This window comes from Bradyrhizobium sp. CCBAU 11386 (assembly GCF_028128955.1).
Classification (GTDB): Bacteria; Pseudomonadota; Alphaproteobacteria; order Rhizobiales; family Xanthobacteraceae; genus Bradyrhizobium.
In genome coordinates, this window is record NZ_LBKA01000225.1 from 31,395 (window position 1) to 48,195 (window position 16,801).

Consider the following 16,801-nt stretch of genomic DNA (forward strand, 5'->3'; position numbering starts at 1 on the left):
CGCAAATATATGACCACTTGCGAAATGGGTGCCCGTTATATCTAAGGCGACGAAATTGCGCTACATTCTCAGCTGGTCACGCCCGTTTTTGCGGCCCGGCGACGTCCGATATTGTGCCACTATTGGCCGACAGGCGGAGAGACTGCGATCCTTGGCTTGCTTCTACCGCGGAAAATGCATGTCAGCGCCGGCCCTTTGGCCGGTTCGCAAGCACGTTTCGAATCGAAAAGCTGGAATGAATGCGTGAGACGCCTGGAAGCGTTGAGAGGATTTCCTTGTGGATACGCTCGAACTCGACAGCACTGGCTACCTCCACTCGCAAGAAGTAATCCGCTCCCCCAGTCATGAGATAGCACTCCTGAATCTCCGGATACTTGCGTACCGCAGCCTCAAATTTATTGAGATACTCTACTGTCTGCCGTTCCAACGTGATGTTGATCAGCACGGCAAGACCTTGTGAGTCGGCACCCGTCTCAACGAGTGCCGTGTACCCGCGAATGATGCCCGCCTTCTCGAGCAGCTTGATCCGCCTCAGACACGCCGAAGGAGAAAGCCCAACTTCCTCCGCCAGATTGACATTGCTCACCCGGGCGTTCACGCGAAGCGCACGCAAAATATTGCGATCTATGCTATCCATAGCTTTGTACGATTTATTCGAAAAGTTAGCAGATTGTTCGAATTTGTAGCAGTCCTCGAATAATCGAGCAAGGAATGCCCGGCACTTGCTCGAATCTTGCGCTAAGCCTTTCCTCATGGAAAACGAAGAGACATTGGACCGGACTGCTCCGGGGGCGGTGTTGGACGGGAAAGCGCAGGGCTTTCCCGGCTACATGACCGTCGATTTGGCCGCATTGCGCCGCAATTTTCAGCGCATTGCATCGATCGCGAATCCAGCTCGCGTGGCCGGAGTGGTGAAAGCCGATGCCTATGGCTTGGGCGCCATTCGAGTGGCGGGATCTTTACTTGCCGCCGGCTGCAGGCACTTTTTCGTGGCGCATGCGGAGGAGGCCATTGCATTGCGGCCTCATCTTTCGAGCGACGCGCAGCTCTTCGTGCTGAACGGCCTATTGCCGGGTGCGGAGGCTGCTTGCGCGGCGGCTCAAGTCATTCCTGTCATCAACTCCTTCACCCAGCTTTGCCGTTGGCGCACTCAGGCACGCACCGAGAGGCGACGTCTCCCTGCTGTTCTACAGCTCGATACCGGCATGTCACGGCTCGGTTTTGCGCCCGCCGAGCGCGCTGCGGTGCGCATGGAAATCGCACAATCGCCGGAGCTCGAGATTCTCTACGTCATGAGCCATCTCGCCTCCGCAGATGAGCCCACGAAGGCGCAAAATGCTGCGCAACTCGCGGAGATGCAGATGGTGATAAAGGAATTCGCGCCGGTGCCATCCTGCTTCGCCAACTCTGCTGGCGTGATGATGGGCAAGGACTATCACGGTTATCTCGTTCGTCCAGGGATCGCGCTCTATGGCGGTGCGCCGCAGGTGAATGCCGTCAATCCAATGGAGCCCGTCGTCAGCCTCTCTATCGCGGTTGCGCAGACCCGCACGGTCCCCGGCGGCGCTATGGTCGGCTATAGTGGAACGCACGTTACCACCGACTGCACCCGGCTTGCTACACTTTGCGCCGGCTATGCCGACGGGCTCCCACGCAGCCTGAGCGGTCGCGGAGCCCTTTACTTCCACGGTCAACGTCTGCCTATCGTGGGGCGTGTCTCGATGGACAGTATGACAGTCGACATCTCCGTTCTGCCGGATGACGCACTCGATCTAGGAAGCATGGTCGAAGTGATCGGTTCTCATCAGACCCTCGAAATGCTGGCGGCTGATGCCGGCACGATCTCCTACGAGATTCTCACCGGCCTCGGTCGTCGCTTCTTCAGAAGCTATTGCTGAACGTTCACCGCAGATCAGTCGGCATCATCAAGCAAGACGTTGGGTTAGAGAATGAAAGTCACCATTCTAGGCGCGGGCGTTATAGGCGTCACAACCGCATATCAACTTGCAACGCTCGGGCACGAAGTCGTTGTTCTCGATAGGCAGTCGGGTCCAGCACTGGAAACGAGTTTCGCGAACGCGGGGGAGGTTTCCTTTGGTTACTGTTCGCCGTGGGCTGCCCCCGGAATCCCCATGAAGGCCGTCAAGTGGATGCTCATGCGGCATGCGCCGTTGATCCTCCGCCCGAAGCTTGATGCGGCCATGCTCTCTTGGCTCTTCCGCATGCTATCCAACTGCACGGCGAGTCGATATGCCCTCAACAAGGGGCGGATGCTGCGCCTGGCGGACTACAGTCGCGTGGCGCTTGCCGATGTGAGGGAGGAGGCCTCGTTGAACTATGACGAGCGCATGCGGGGTACCCTGCAGCTATTCCGAACTCAGCAGCAGCTCGATGCATCAGCAAAGGATGTGAAGGCTCTTGCGGCAGATGGTGTACCTTTCGAGGTACTCGATCGCGATGGTTGTGTTCGGGCCGAACCCGCATTGCGCCACGTTCGCGATCGAATAGTTGGAGGACTTTTAACTCCGAAGGACGAGACCGGCGATTGCTTCAAGTTCACCAACGCGCTGGAGCAAAAAGCGGCGGCGTTAGGCGTTGACTTCCGTTATGGACATTTCATCGATGGACTGGACATCGAAGCCGGCCAAGTGCGTGGCGTGATCACCGATCGCGGGACTATTCGGTCGGACGCAGTAGTTGTCGCGCTAGGAAGCTATTCGCCTCTTCTCCTCAAGAAGGTCGGAATCGGACTGCCAGTCTATCCCGTTAAAGGATACTCTCTGACAATTCCAATTACCGACGCCTCGCGCGCCCCCGAGTCGACGGTCATGGATGAGACATACAAGATTGCAATTACTCGTCTCGGAGATCGAATTCGTGTCGGCGGGATGGCTGAAATCTCGGGCTACACCAATGATCTTGTCGATGCGCGTCGGCGAACCCTGGAGTTTTCCGTGATGGATCTATTCCCCGGCGGAGATCCGAAGGGCGCATCTTTCTGGTCAGGCCTACGTCCGATGACGCCAGATGGCACTCCAATCATTGGCGAAACTAAAATCAGAAATCTATTCTTAAATACTGGGCATGGCACTCTTGGTTGGACAATGAGTTGCGGTTCCTCTCGGGTCATCGCGGATCTGCTGTCGGGACGAAAGCCCGAGATCGAAACAGGGGATCTCGGACTAGAGCGCTACCAATAGTCCTGCACCAAATGAGCGACAGGTGCGAGGTTTGTCATTTTCGCGCGAGCAACGCATGCCAGTGGAGTGACGACGCTCTTGTATTAGAGAACGCCCGATCGCATGGCCCAATTTCTGTTGTGTACTGTCGACCGCAAATAAGATCGACCTTTTCTTAGGCCGGTTGCCCGAAACAGACCACGGAAGGCGCCTAGCACATGGCGAAGACGAGAGGCCGGGCCTGGACGATCGAGGAGGACGAGCGGTTGCAGGAATTAGTCACTTCGGGCGCTGAACTGGCCGAAATAGCTGAGGCTCTCGGTCGAACTCCATCAGCAGTCAAGACCCGGGCTTATGGCCTAGGCGCATCACTTAGGCAGTTTGGCAATAGGCGTCGTAGCCAATCGAAATTTGGTTGAACGCGAACCGCCTACCCGAATCGGCTAACTTTGGCGGAGTAGGCAATAAGAGCTGTATTCGGGACGTCTGCCAAGCCACGCCGCTCATGGATCGGTATTCCTAGCGTCTCGGCGGATGACGATGCGAAATAATTCAAATGGCCACCATAGGCGAGTGAGAGTGTCGGTAGTTGCGTCTCCGCAATTTGAACTTACCCTTGGGCGACGCGGCGCTGCTCGGACATATCAGAGCAAAACTCTCACCCTGGCCGACAAACCAGCCTTCTAGTCGCAAAAAACTGGCGCACCCGACACGATTCGAGCGTGTAGCCTTCGCCTTCGGAGGGCGACGCGCTGAAGTAGCACTCGAGCCGTGAGCGCCACTAAACGCCCCATCACACGCAGTCCCGGCCCTTAGCCGGAAATCTCGTTGAAAAATCTTCCTCATTTCCTGCGAGTTCGCCTTTGCCGTCCGCCCGCCAAATCATGCGGTTGCTCGGGTCCGGCCGGAGAACATGCTTGCAGGACGATCCAAACCATAATGCTCGCGCAGTGTAGTTCCGGTGTAGCCGTGGCGGAATATCCCGCGTTTGCGCAGGATCGGCACGACCTGTTCGGCAAAAAGGTCGAATCCGCCGGGCAGCCATGGCGGCATTACGTTGAACCCGTCGGCGGCGCCTTTCTCGAACCAGGTCTGGATGTTGTCGGCGATCTTTTCTGGGGGCCCGGCGATCACCCAGTGGCCACGCGCGCCGGCGAGGCGCTGCACGAGCTGACGGATCGTCGGTTTCTCGCGATCGACGATGCCGACCACGAGCCTAAAACGGCTGGCAACGCCATGCGCGCCATTGGTGTCGATCAGATGCCGCGGGAACGGGCCGTCAAGATCGAAACCGGTGAGGTCGAGCCCGGTCATCTGGCGGAGCTGGGTCAGTGAGAATTCCGGCTGGATCAGAGCGTTGAACTCCTCCTGAAGCCGGTCCGCCTCAACTTGCGTGCTGGCGATGAACGGAGAGATGCCGGGCAGAATCTTGATTTGGTCGGGGCTGCGGTCGAACGCGCGCGCCTGACCCTTAATGTTGGCATAAAACTCCTGTGCGCTCGTCAGGGTCTGGTGCGCGGTAAAGATGGCTTCGGCAAAGCGCGCGGCAAAGGCGCGGCCGTCCTCGGATGAGCCGGCCTGCACATAGACCGGCCGCCCCTGCGGTGTGCGCGAAACATTGAGCGGACCGCGCACGCGATAGTACTTGCCGACATGGTCGACGGTGTGGATCTTGTTGGTGTCGGCGAAGACGCCCGATACGGGATCGTTGACTAGCGCGTCGTCTTCCCAACTGTCCCACAGCCTCGTTATGACATCGAGATATTCCCGCGCCCGCTCATAGCGCTCGTGATGCGGTGGATGCTCGGGTAGGCCGAAATTCTGCGCCGCCTGGAGCGAGCTTGTCGTCACGATGTTCCAGCCGGCGCGGCCGCCGCTGATGTGATCAAGCGAGGCGAATAGCCGTGCGAGATTGTACGGCTCCGTGTAGGTCGTCGACGTGGTCGCGATCAAGCCGATGCGTTTGGTGGCGGACGCGATAGCGGTGAGCAGTGTGATCGGCTCAAGCCGGAAGCGCTGTGCGTAACGCACATTGTCAGCCAGCGCGGGACCATCGGCGAAGAACACGGCGTCGAACTTATGTGCTTCGGCGCGTTGCGCGAGCTCCTGATAGTAGGTGACGTCGAGGATGCGGTTCGTTGTCGAGAGCTTGTGACGCCAGGCCGCCTCGTGATGGCCGTCCGGGTAGATGAAGAAGTTGAGGGAAAGTTGCCGATTGCTCATGGCGTGGCTCGCAAGTGTTTGATCGTTGTCAGGTGCCGGCTGGCGATCGTGACGTGGCTCGACTCTATGTCGGGCGTCTCTAAGCTGTCGATGAAACGAATTTGCATCGTTACAGGGGATGCGAGAATGAAGCTCGTGAGCACGTCCTTAAGCAGAGACGAGTCGTTCGTTGTCAGCAATAACGGCAGTGTTTCAGTCTGCTTCTTGCGCCGATCGGCACGATTTAACCTGCCCTCGGGCGCGCAAGGTAGTCGAATAGTCCGTCATGATCGCAAATATTTCCGTGTCCGCTTGATCGACGAAGCGATCATCGCGCGCTGTGGAAAATAAAGCTGGTTTCGTTTCATTGACTGGATCGCGATCACTTTTACGATCTGCAAGGTACAAGCGAGGTCGTTCACCATGCGGCAATCTGATCTACTCGTCCTTTGCGAAGCAGCCCGGCCGAACTTGGCTCGCAGCGCGCGGTGCTGTGCCGATGCGATGGCCGAAAGCTGTACCGCCGGGATCCGTGCACGGCCGAAGGTCTAGTACTCGCAGGGGAACGCACACCCTCGACGACCAAACAAAAGATAATCCATCCCGCCCAGCCGCCGGCACGACCGGCGCACGGCGGAGCCTTGTCCAGAAAATCAAAGGAAAGACCACGATCATGAGCTCTCCACGCACCATCGACAACGTCATCCCGGGCGCCGATGTCGTCAAGCGCGCGGCCAGACTCGGTGCCGAGATCCGGAACGTCAAGCTGTCCGGCGATCTGTCCGATGACGTCATTTCCGCGATCAACCAGGTGCTGCTCGAGCACAAGGTCATCTTCTTCCGCAACCAGGGGCATCTGGACGATGTCGAGCAGGAGCGCTTCGCCGTCCGCCTAGGCAAGCTCGTGCCCCACCCGACAGTCGGTGCGATCAAGGGCACATCGTCGATTCTAGAACTGGACTCCGGCCGTGGCGGCGGCCGTGCCGACCAGTGGCACACGGACGTCACCTTCGTCGACGCCTATCCGAAGATCTCGGTGCTGCGCGGTGTGGTGATCCCGCCCTATGGCGGCGACACCGTGTGGTCGAACACGACGGCGGCCTACCTCGACCTGCCGGCGCCGCTGCGCAAGCTCGCCGACGAGCTTTGGGCGGTTCACAGTAACGCTTACGACTATGCCGTGAAGACGCGCGCGACGGAAGCGGATAGGAAGCACTTCGACGAGGTGTTCACCGGGACCATCTACGAAACCGAACATCCGGTGGTGAGAGTCCATCCCGAAACCGGCGAGCGCACGCTCGTGCTTGGCAACTTCGTTCAGCGTTTCGTCGGCTTGCCAAAATATGACGGTCAGAAGCTGTTCGAGTTGTTCCAGTCCCACATCACGGCGCCCGAAAACACTGTGCGCTGGAGCTGGCAGGCCGGCGACGTCGCGATCTGGGACAATCGCGCCACCCAGCACTACGCCGTCAACGACTATGGCGATCAGCATCGCATCGTTCGCCGCGCCACCATCGACGGCGATGTTCCGCTCAGTGTTGACGGCCGCCGCAGCGTGACGCGCGTCAAGACATCGAAACCGCAGACGGCAAAGGCCGCCTAAGTCTCGCTTCAGCCAGGATTTGTGCAATGAACTCTCTGTTTCGATTTTCTGCCGCGCGGCGTCGGGCCGTGCGGGGGCTGCTGCTCGCGGGCGCCTTAGCGCTCGGTCTGGCAACTCCGGCCTTCGCGGAGCCCCCGCTTGAGAAGACCGAGATCCGCTACCAGGGCTGGGCCGGGCAGGTCACGTTTATCGAGCTCGCCGACGATCTCGGCTATCTCGCGCCGCTGAGGCTGAAATGGGTCGGCAACACCATCAGCGGGCCGCAGGACATCCAGACCGTCGTGACCGGCGATATCGACATCGGCGGCGCCTTCTACGGCGCGATCCTCAAGCTGATCGCCGCACGTGCGCCCATCAAGGCCGTAGTTGGCTACTACGGCTCGGATGCCAACACCTATTACGGCTACTACGTGAAGGACGACAGTCCGATCAAGACAGCGCGCGACCTGATCGGCAAGAAGGTCGCCGTCAATACGCTGGGCGCGCATCTGGAGTTCGTGCTGCGGGAATATCTAGCCCGCAACGGCCTCTCCGCGAGCGAGGCCAAGCAGGTAACCCTGGTGGCGATCCCGCCGGTGAGCGGCGAGCAGGCGCTCCGCCAGGGGCAGGTCGAAGTCAGCGCGCTTAGCGGTGTGCTGCGCGACAAGGCGCTCGATCGTGGCGGCATCCACTCGCTGTTCAATGACACGGACCTGTTCGGCCAGTTCACCGGCGGTTCCTATGTGCTGCGCGACAAGTTCATCAAGGACAATCCCGAGGCATCGCGCAGGCTGGTCGAGGGGATCTCGCGGGCGATCGCGTGGGCGCAGACAATGCCGCCGCAGGAGGTGCGCGCACGCTTTGACAGGATCATTGCAGACCGCAAGCGCAACGAGGATGCCTCCTCGATCAAATACTGGAAGAGCACGGGCGTTGCGAGCAAGGGCGGCGTCATCTCGGACGCGGAGATCCAGGTGTGGATCAAATGGCTAGAGAAGGACGGCCTGCTTAAACCCGGTCAGATCAACGCATCCGAAACTTACACCAATGCGTTCAACTATTTCCGTCCCGGGAAAACCGCGGAGGCGCAATGAGCGCGGTCAAGATCAGCCTTGAGCGCGTCCACAAGGAGTTCGTGACGCGCGGCGAGGCGGGCGGTCCGGCCGACCGCTTCACCGCCCTGGAGGACATTTCGCTCGAGGTTCGTGCCGGCGAGTTCCTGGCCCTGGTCGGCCCGAGCGGCTGCGGGAAATCGACTTTGCTCGATCTGCTCGGCGGCCTGACGACGCCGACCAGCGGCCGCATCCTACTCGACGGACGGCCGATCAGGGGGGCGGGCCGCGACCGCGGCATCGTGTTCCAGCAATATGCGCTGTTTCCCTGGCTTACTGCCGCGGAAAATGTCGAGTTCGGGCTCGACATCGCCGGGCTCAAGGCTCGGCGGCGGCGCGAGATCGCAAAGCATTTCCTCGATCTCGTCGGCTTGTCCGGCTTTGCCAATCGTTATCCGCACGAGCTCTCCGGCGGCATGAAGCAGCGCGTCGCGATCGCGCGCAGCCTCGCCTACGATCCAGAAGTCCTGCTGATGGACGAGCCGTTTGCCGCGCTCGACGCCCAGACCCGCGAGACGCTGCAAGGCGAGTTGTTGCGGATCTGGCGTGCCACTGGCAAGACCATCGTCTTTATCACCCACGGCATCGACGAGGCCGTCGTGCTCGGCCAGCGCGTGGCGGTGATGACGTCGCGCCCGGGCCGGATCAAGCAGGTCATCGAGATTCCCGCTTCGCTGCGCAACGAGGCAGACGACGTGCGCTCGCTGCCGGAGTTCGGTCAAGTGCGGCATGAAATCTGGAGTCAGCTCCGCGACGAGGTTCAGAAGGCGCAGCAGGGACAATTGAGCGGCACGGTTGGTGCGCTTCGTATCAAATCCGAGGTGAAGGAGGTCGCCCATGTCTAGCCTGGAATCGCTGACGCTGCTGGAGCTCGCGCATGGGCGCCCGACGTCGATAGCCGGTGGCCGGCATGGACCGTCCCGGATCGGCAGCGGGCTTCGTAACGCCATACGCAGCCTCGCCGCGTTCGGGCATCGGTCGCTGCTGCTCGTCCTTTTGCTGTCGGTGTGGGAGGCGGCCCCGCGGCTGGGCTTGATCGATCCCGTATTCCTGCCGCCATTCTCCGAGGTGATCGCCGCCGGCTGGCAGCTCGCGCAAGCCGGCGAGCTCTACGACGATGTCTCGGCGAGCCTGCTGCGCGCGCTCAGCGGGTTCGTGATCTCGGTCACGTTAATCGTCCCACTTGGCCTCGCGGTTGGTTGGTACGGCCGGCTCGGCAATCTCCTGAACCAGTTCATCGAGATTTGCCGCAACACCGCGCCGCTGGCGCTGCTACCGGTGTTCATCTTGCTGCTCGGTATCGGTGAGACGTCGAAGATCACCATGGTGATCTATAGCTGCGCCTGGCCGCTGCTGCTCAACACCATCGCCGCGGTGAAACAAGTCGATCCGCTGCTGATCAAGTCGGCGCGGACCATGGGTGCGACGCCACAACAATTGTTCAGAAAGGTGATCCTCCCTGCGGCGCTTCCAACCATCTTCGTCGGCATTCGCCTTGCGAGCGCCTCCGCCATGCTGGTGCTGGTCGCTTCTGAAATGGTCGGCGCCAAGGCCGGTCTCGGCTATCTCATTATCAACAGCCAGTACAGTTTCCTGATCCCGCAGATGTATTTCGGCATTCTCGGCATCACGGTGGTCGGCCTGACGCTCAATGCCGTACTCGAGGCGCTGGAGCGCCGTCTCATGCGCTGGAAGGCGCCGGTCGCGGCGTGAAGCGCGCGATCGATTGCAATCGTTCGAACAAGGGGACCCAATCATGACCAGCCCAATCAGGCGCGCCGAGCGCAGGTCCGCGCCACCCGGATCCCTTGAATATGATGCCGACGTGCTGGTGCTCGGAGGCGGCCCGGCGGGCACGTGGGCGGCGGTGAGCGCGGCTGAGCGCGGCGCCCGCGTCGTGCTCGCCGACAAGGGATTTTGCGGCACATCGGGTGCGACGGCGGCGGCCGGGACCGGCGTCTGGTATGTCGATCCGGACCCAGCGCAGCGCGAGGCGGCGATGGCCGGCCGCGAAAAGCTCGGCGGTTATCTGCAGGACCGCCGCTGGATGGCCCGCACGCTCGATCTCACCTATCAGCAGAGCAATCGCCTGGCGCAATGGGGCTATCCCTATCCCGTCGATGACCACGGCAGGTCGCAGCGCAACTCGCTGCAAGGCCCGGAATATATGCGCCTGATGCGCAAGCGGTCCAAGCAAGCCGGCGTCACCATTCTCGATCACAGTCCGGCGCTCGAATTGCTGCTGGATGACGGCGGCGCGGTTGCCGGCGCGAGCGGCCTGCGGCGCCAGATAGGGGATCGCTGGACGGTGCGCGCCAAAGCGGTCGTGATCGCGACGGGTGGCTGCGCGTTCCTGAGCAAGACGCTGGGATCGAACGTGTTGACCGGCGATGGCTACCTAATGGCTGCCGAGGCAGGGGCCGAGTTCAGCAGCATGGAGTTTTCCAACCCTTATGCGATCTCGCCGGCGTTCGGCTCGGTGACCAAGACCCTGTTCTATGGCTGGGCGACGTTCACCTATGAGGACGGCAACGTTGTGCCGGGCGCCGCATCCAAGGGCGGCCGATCGGCAATCGCCCGTGCACTGCTTCAGGGCCCGGTCTATGCCAGGCTAGACAAGGCCGAGGCTGACGTCCAGCGGCACATGCGCGTCTCGCAACCAAACTTCTTCCTGCCGTTCGACCGCACCGGCATCGACCCGTTTACCGATCGCTTTCCGGTGACCCTGCGGCCGGAAGGCACCGTCCGTGGCACCGGCGGTCTTCGCATCATTGACGACACCTGCGCCACCAGCGTGGCGGGTCTTTATGCCGCGGGGGATGCCGCCACGCGTGAACTGATCTGCGGCGGTTTCACCGGCGGCGGCAGCCATAACGCCGCTTGGGCGATGTCGTCTGGGACGCTGGCGGGGCAGGGCGCCGCTGATTACGCAAGACAAGTCGGTACGACCAGCGGGCTAGGGCTGTCGTCGGCGGGAACGGTTGGTTTTCGTAGCCGCTCCAAGCACGCGCTCGAACCTGGTGCGCTAACGAAGGCCGTCCAGGACGAGGTCTTTCCCTATGAGCTGAACTATTTCCGCGAGGCGTCCCGGTTGGATGGCGCGCTGGCGCGTCTTGACGCCAGATGGCGTGAGGCATCCGAAGCGGATGCAGCTGACACCGTCGAGCTGTTGCGCGCACGCGAAAGCGCGGCGATGCTGGCGACAGCACGGTGGATGTACCGCAGCGCGCTGGCGCGTCAGGAAAGCCGCGGCATGCATCGCCGCGACGATTTCCCCGATCAGGATCACCGGCAGCGCCACTACGTCACAACGGGAGGCCTCGACGAGGTCTGGACCTCGACCCGCCCACATGCCGCGACTGCTCATGCGGAGGCAGCAGAATGATCGAAATCATCGACGCTGAGCGCTGCACGTCCTGCGACATCTGCGTGAACGTGTGTCCGACCAACGTGTTCGACAAGACCGCTGGAATCCCAGTTATTGCCCGACAGAGCGACTGCCAGACGTGCTTCCTCTGCGAGCTCTACTGTCCTGAAGATGCGCTCTATGTCTCGCCTTTCGCAGATGTCACCCAGCCGGTCGATGTTGTCGAGCTAAAGCAGGCGGATGGGATGGGCAGTTATCGTCGGGCTGTCGGATGGACGAGCGACACAAAAGATCGCGGAAGCGCCGATCGCAGCTTCCTCCTTTTCGGTCATTAGCCCGATCACCGATATGTGGGACGAACCTCGCCGACAGCCCCCAATCTCGCTAATCCTTGACAGTTCGGCCGCCGACTACAGTTGGATTTTTCGCTGTAAGCCATTGATCTCCGATGATTGGATTTTGGCTCCGTTGGAAAAATTCTCTGGCGGCTCTGTCGGAAGTCTGCGGCGCGAGCGTCTTCTCACTTGGCTGCGCGCGCACCTACCCGTGCATGATCACGTGGCCGAGTTCGTGGCACAGAGTGAATCGCATGCGGTCCGCAAGCTGCTGCCGGTTGAGCACGATGATGTGCGGCATGCCCGGCACGGAGAAGCGCACGCCCGAGACTGTCGAGCCGCCCAGGTCGGAATGCGCCACCAGGTTGCCGGCTTCCTCGACCAGCGCGGTGAGGTCCTGGGATGGGCCATCGGGACCTCCAGAAGCGACGGAGCAGGCCGGCGATCTTCTCGGCGTCGTTGTCGCATTCGTCGGGATCGAACCTCGGCAGCTTGTTCACCGGAAATGAACTAGGAATGGAACCCGGCTGCGTCGTGGTAGAAATCCGGACGAGAGCCGGCGCCAGCACGCCCCGCCTTTTGCGCGGGTAAGGCCGCGATGTGTTCTGCCCAACGTTCGAGCGCCTCGCGCATCTCGGCCACGTACCGCGCGCGGTTATATACACCAGCAACGCCCGCCCGGTGGCCACTGACGTGGTTTAGGATCGCCTCCACGATGTGTGGCAGCACGCCAAGCCGGTCGGCCATCACAGTGGACGCCGATCTGCGAAGGTCATGAACGGTCCAATGGGGTAGGGATTCACCCAGGGCTTCCGCAATGCGTGCATCAAGCGCCGACTTCGACTTTGACCAGCCGGAGAACCCGCGATGCGGGTCACCGCTGCGTCGGGGTCCGTCACCAAAGAGGAAGTCTCGACCATCTCGGCGGGGTGGGAGTAGGGCCAGAGCGGCGGGAACCAATGGCAGCAAATGCTCGCGATGGTTCTTGGTCCGGGTGCCTGGCAGCGTCCAGAGCCCCGAACTGGTGTCAAGTTCGGCCCATTGCATACTGCCTACTTCATCGCGGCGTTGGGCTGTGAGCAGCAACAGACGCACGATGCGTCCGTAATCGTCATCGCCACAGGCCCGCCAGATCACTGATAGCTCGGTCTCCGTTAGGACCCGTTCGCGGCTTCCCGGCTGCGCGGGTCGATTGGTGCCGAGAACCGGGTTCGCAGCAATGTCGAGGCCCTCGCGTATTGCCCAGTTGAACATTGAGGACAGGGCTGTCCGGGCGCGGGCTGCTGAGACCGCCCCGTGAGTCGATGCAATGTCAGTGACACGAGCCGAGATATGACGGCGGGTGATCTGGAAGGCCGAAACCGGATGCAGGGGTTTCCAACTGACCAATAGATATCGTTCAATTTCCGAATAGGTCCGGGGCTTCAGCCTTTGTTTGGCGTTCCGGAGATACTGATCCACGGTTGTCCGGAGCGTGTCGGCCGCCCGCAGGCGTGCTTTGGCTTTCTCGTCCGCCGGGTCTTTGCCATTCGCAACCAAGCCCAAAAGCCGCTTGGCTTCCTTGCGTGCAAGCTCTGGTGTCCAAGGGGCGCCGTGAGGACCGATGGTCACGAAGCGCTGCCGACCGAACACTCGGTACTTGAGAACGTAGGTCGCTTGATCGCGTTGACGCCGAACACCAAAGCCCCGCACCGCTTCGCGGTGGTCTGCGTCCCAAATAGTCTCGCCCGGCTTAAGGGCTTGCACTGCGCGGATCGTGATACTCGAAACAGCCATCGATCACCTCTGTAGCTACCACGTAGCTACCACCATAGCGCCAATTGTAGCGCAGGTAGGGCGGGAGGCGGCCGCCTTATTCATTGATAATATTGATATTATCGTAGAAATGGCTGGACTGGCGTAGCACCGGCGGAGTTCTTGCTGTGTCTGTGGAACAGGAGGTCGGTGGTTCGAGCCCACCCAACTGTACCAGCAAAATCAATAATTTAAGTCGTTCGAAGGTTGGCAGCTCAACCGGAAAAGTAACGGGTGAGGTAACAAAAAGGGTTATACAACTAGAACCAGAAGCTAGGCTGCTCTTTTCGAAAACCTCGTAATTGAACAGGTCACTCTTCGCGCAGATTGACCCGTAAACTACGAATCTGAGGGTCGGACGTTCGAATTGTTCCGGGCGCGCCACTTGCGAACAAAACTGGGAACTCCGGCCGGAGCCGCGCCGCCGCCCATCACCAGTCTCTCAAGCTGGCTATGAGGGTTCGATTCCCTTCATCCGATCCATCAATCTAATCAATGGGTTAGAGGTATTTTCCCGCGACATGAAAGGGAAAAACGCGGCTTTTGCCACAAAAATTCTGTCCTTTGTAACCCGCAGAAATCCGCCACTATCCAAAGCGGTCTTTTTTGGTCTGTGGCCCGTTTGTGGCAAATTCTAAGGCGTGATGGACACGATCACGGAAGCAGTGCGTGATCCGACCGGCAGCTCACGGTTGCTAGTTTTGGACAATTTAGCCATTATGAGCGAATCGGGGATTCCGGAGCCTGGGGATGAAATCTATGTCTGCGGCGGAGGCCAAAAACGGCTTCGGTCATCTCATAGACACCGCCCGCCAGGAGCCGGTGAAGATCGAAAAGCACGGCCGCCCGGTCGTGGTCATGATCAGCATCGAGGAGTTTGAGCGCCTTTCTGGCCTCCAGCCCAGTCCCCCACCGCCGGAAGAAGATAAGCAGGGGGAATAAAAGTGGCCAAGCAAAGCGCGAACATCCAGAGTCTAAGCGCGTTCGCATGGTCGATCGCGGACATCTTGCGCGGCGATTTCAAGCAGTCGGAGTACGGGAAGGTCATTCTGCCGTTCGTGGTCCTGCGGCGTCTGGACTGCCTTCTGGAGGCGTCCAAAAAAGCCGTGCTGAAGGCCGCTGATACACTGCCCGACGGCGTGGATGACGCCACCCGCGATATGATCCTGTTCGGTGCCGTGGGCGGGAACGTCAAGGTCTATAACCTCTCGCGCTTCACCTTCGACACGCTCAAAGGGCAGGATGCACGCCAGCTGCACGCGAATCTCGTCGACTACATCACCAGTTTTTCGGCCAACGTCCGCGACATCTTTCTCGACAAATTCCTCTTAACCGACCAGCTCAAACGCCTGAAGGACGGCGAAATTCTGTGGCCGGTTTTTGAGCGGTTCTGCCAAATCGACCTTCACCCTGACCGGGTGAGCAACGTCGAGATGGGTTATCTCTTCGAAGAGTTGATCCGTCGCTTCTCAGAAATGTCCAACGAGACAGCCGGTGAGCATTTTACCCCCCGCGAGGTCATCAGGCTGATCGTTGATCTACTGATCGCCAATGACGACGAAAAGTTGACCGGGCGTGGCATTATTCGGCAGGTCTATGACCCCGCCTGCGGCACCGGTGGCATGCTCGCGCTAACTGAAGAAGCCCTGAAGGAATTCAACTCCTCGATTCGCGTCGAGCTGTTTGGACAGGAACTGAACGGCGAGTCATTCGGCATCTGCAAATCTGACATGCTCGTGACCGGCCACGATCCGGAGCAGATTGCATTCGGCAACACACTGACGCAGGACGCCCATAAAGGTAGGCGGTTCCACTACATGCTCTCAAACCCGCCCTACGGTGTAGACTGGAAGAAGTATCAGGACCCGATCAAGGCCGAGGCAGAAAACATGGGGTTCGACGGCCGCTTTGGGGCGGGTACGCCCCGCATATCTGACGGACAACTTCTTTTTCTGCAACACATGATCTCCAAGATGCGCGACGACGAGGCGGGATCGCGCATCGGCATTGTGATGAACGGCTCGCCGCTCTTCACGGGCAGCGCAGCCTCGGGCGAAAGCGAAATCCGCCGCTGGATGCTGGAAAACGACCTGGTTGAAGCGATTGTCGCGTTGCCCATGGACCTCTTCTACAACACTGGTATCCAGACCTATGTCTGGCTTCTAACCAATCGAAAGCCTGCCAACCGGCAGGGCAAGGTGCAGCTTATCAACGCATCCGGTGGGCGTTTCTGGAAGGCTATGCGGAAGTCACTCGGGGAGAAACGCCGCGAAATACCCGACGAGGCCCGCGCAGATATTGTGCGCATTTACGCTGGATTTCTGAACGGGGAAAGTGGCGAGTCAGAAGTGGCGAAGATTTTCGACGTAGAGGACTTCGGGTACCGCGAAATCCGTATCGAGAGGCCGCTGCGGCTAAACTTCCAGGCGAGCGCGGAGCGTATTGCGCGCCTCAGAAAGGAGAAAGTCTATCTGAAAATGTCCCACGAGGAGCGCGACATGATCGAGGTTGCCTTGCTGGACGTGGGCGAAAAGCTTTTCACCAATCGGGATGGTTTTGAGAAAGTGCTCGCTAAGGCACTCAAGGCTGAAGGCATGAAGATCGGCGCCCCAGTGCGTAAGGCTATAGCCGATCTTGACCGATCCTATTCGCCTTGCTGATTGGGCGAAATAGCGCGCCATTCTCGATTCCTGCGGCACGCAGCCATTCGCGCAACGCTCTCACCGGGCAAGCGACCGAGCCGCGCGCCACGGCAATCGTCGACCCCTTGCCCTCCTGGTCTGTTTTCGATTGCCGAATGGTCACCAGCAGGCCCAGCTCCACTTCTTCGATATCCGAGACATCCAGGCCCACCAGCTCCGACCGGCGCAACGCTCCGGCAAAGCCCAGGAGGACTAAGGCGCGGTCCCGCTTTCCGCGAAGCGTATCGGGAGATACCGCGATCATCGCTTTGATGTATTCCGCCAAGGCGGGGGCCTTCCGAACTTTAGCCGTGCCGAGAGTGCGCCGAATGCCTCTGAGGGTGGCTTTGACAGCCTCTGCGTCTGTCGGACTGGGGAGGTCCGCGAGCTTGTGGAAGTAGCGTATGGCAGCCAAGCGCCTGCCTAGGGTAGACGGTCTTTTTCCAGCCTCGGCTTCGGCCGCCAGAAAGGCTGCCACGGTCGCGGCGGCTACCGGAGGGGTAGGCGACACCCCCTTGGCCTGGCACCAGGCCACAAACAGCCGGTGGT

Annotated in this window: 15 protein-coding genes; 10 read left to right on the forward strand and 5 right to left on the reverse strand. The window is 60.3% G+C overall.

Going from position 1 to position 16,801, the window contains the following annotated elements:
* Positions 1 to 181: 181 nt before the first annotated feature.
* Positions 182 to 637 carry an Lrp/AsnC family transcriptional regulator gene (locus tag XI09_RS20450; protein ID WP_271568433.1) on the reverse strand — a complete coding sequence of 152 codons (456 nt, stop codon included), beginning with the start codon at positions 635 to 637 and terminating at the stop codon, positions 182 to 184.
* Positions 638 to 752: 115 nt separating this feature from the next.
* Between XI09_RS20450 and alr the strand changes: the two genes are divergently transcribed.
* Together alr and XI09_RS20460 are read left to right on the forward strand one after the other, a co-directional pair.
* A complete protein-coding gene (gene alr, locus XI09_RS20455; protein WP_271568434.1) occupies positions 753 to 1,898 on the forward strand; it encodes an alanine racemase in 1,146 nt (381 codons plus the stop codon).
* A 51-nt stretch (positions 1,899 to 1,949) separates the two neighbouring features.
* Positions 1,950 to 3,200: a D-amino acid dehydrogenase gene (locus tag XI09_RS20460; RefSeq protein WP_271568435.1), complete on the forward strand. Its 1,251-nt coding sequence runs from the start codon at positions 1,950 to 1,952 to the stop codon at positions 3,198 to 3,200.
* 861 nt (positions 3,201 to 4,061) lie between these two features.
* Here the strand turns inward: XI09_RS20460 and XI09_RS20465 are convergent.
* Entirely contained in the window at positions 4,062 to 5,402 is a 1,341-nt protein-coding gene (locus XI09_RS20465) for an LLM class flavin-dependent oxidoreductase (protein ID WP_271568436.1), read from the reverse strand.
* 652 nt (positions 5,403 to 6,054) lie between these two features.
* Between XI09_RS20465 and XI09_RS20470 the strand changes: the two genes are divergently transcribed.
* From XI09_RS20470 to XI09_RS20495, 6 genes are read left to right on the forward strand one after another with little or no spacing between them, the layout of a single operon-like run.
* Positions 6,055 to 6,984, forward strand: a complete 930-nt coding sequence (locus XI09_RS20470) for a TauD/TfdA dioxygenase family protein (RefSeq protein WP_271568437.1) — start codon at positions 6,055 to 6,057, stop codon at positions 6,982 to 6,984.
* 26 nt (positions 6,985 to 7,010) lie between these two features.
* Positions 7,011 to 8,057 (forward strand): ABC transporter substrate-binding protein, encoded by a 1,047-nt coding sequence (locus tag XI09_RS20475; protein ID WP_271568438.1) that lies wholly within the window; start codon positions 7,011 to 7,013, stop codon positions 8,055 to 8,057.
* Entirely contained in the window at positions 8,054 to 8,920 is an 867-nt protein-coding gene (locus XI09_RS20480) for an ABC transporter ATP-binding protein (RefSeq protein WP_271568439.1), read from the forward strand. Before XI09_RS20475 ends, XI09_RS20480 begins: the two co-directional genes overlap by 4 nt.
* Positions 8,913 to 9,788 carry an ABC transporter permease gene (locus XI09_RS20485; RefSeq protein ID WP_271568440.1) on the forward strand — a complete coding sequence of 292 codons (876 nt, stop codon included), beginning with the start codon at positions 8,913 to 8,915 and terminating at the stop codon, positions 9,786 to 9,788. The genes XI09_RS20480 and XI09_RS20485 overlap by 8 nt, the downstream gene beginning before the upstream one ends.
* 43 nt (positions 9,789 to 9,831) lie before the next feature.
* The gene (locus XI09_RS20490; RefSeq protein WP_271568441.1) at positions 9,832 to 11,460 is read left to right on the forward strand and encodes an FAD-dependent oxidoreductase; all 1,629 of its coding nucleotides are present in this window, start codon (positions 9,832 to 9,834) and stop codon (positions 11,458 to 11,460) included.
* A complete protein-coding gene (locus XI09_RS20495) occupies positions 11,457 to 11,777 on the forward strand; it encodes a 4Fe-4S dicluster domain-containing protein (protein ID WP_271568442.1) in 321 nt (106 codons plus the stop codon). Before XI09_RS20490 ends, XI09_RS20495 begins: the two co-directional genes overlap by 4 nt.
* 205 nt (positions 11,778 to 11,982) lie before the next feature.
* Here the strand turns inward: XI09_RS20495 and XI09_RS20500 are convergent, their stop codons facing one another.
* Both XI09_RS20500 and XI09_RS20505 read right to left on the reverse strand, forming a co-directional pair.
* Positions 11,983 to 12,138, reverse strand: a complete 156-nt coding sequence (locus XI09_RS20500; protein WP_271568443.1) for an ImmA/IrrE family metallo-endopeptidase — start codon at positions 12,136 to 12,138, stop codon at positions 11,983 to 11,985.
* A 149-nt stretch (positions 12,139 to 12,287) separates the two neighbouring features.
* Positions 12,288 to 13,553 carry a tyrosine-type recombinase/integrase gene (locus tag XI09_RS20505; protein WP_271568444.1) on the reverse strand — a complete coding sequence of 422 codons (1,266 nt, stop codon included), beginning with the start codon at positions 13,551 to 13,553 and terminating at the stop codon, positions 12,288 to 12,290.
* Positions 13,554 to 14,321: 768 nt separating this feature from the next.
* On the opposite strand from XI09_RS20505, the gene XI09_RS20510 reads away from it, so the two are divergent.
* On the forward strand, positions 14,322 to 14,513 hold the full coding sequence (locus tag XI09_RS20510; protein WP_271568445.1) for a type II toxin-antitoxin system Phd/YefM family antitoxin: 192 nt from the start codon (positions 14,322 to 14,324) through the stop codon (positions 14,511 to 14,513).
* A 2-nt stretch (positions 14,514 to 14,515) separates the two neighbouring features.
* Positions 14,516 to 16,231, forward strand: a complete 1,716-nt coding sequence (locus XI09_RS20515; protein ID WP_271568446.1) for a type I restriction-modification system subunit M — start codon at positions 14,516 to 14,518, stop codon at positions 16,229 to 16,231.
* Here the strand turns inward: XI09_RS20515 and XI09_RS20520 are convergent.
* Positions 16,194 to 16,538, reverse strand: coding sequence for a hypothetical protein (locus XI09_RS20520; RefSeq protein ID WP_271568447.1), 345 nt, complete (start codon positions 16,536 to 16,538; stop codon positions 16,194 to 16,196). The two genes, XI09_RS20515 and XI09_RS20520, sit on opposite strands and share 38 nt — an antisense overlap.
* Between the last annotated feature and the right edge of the window lie 263 nt (positions 16,539 to 16,801).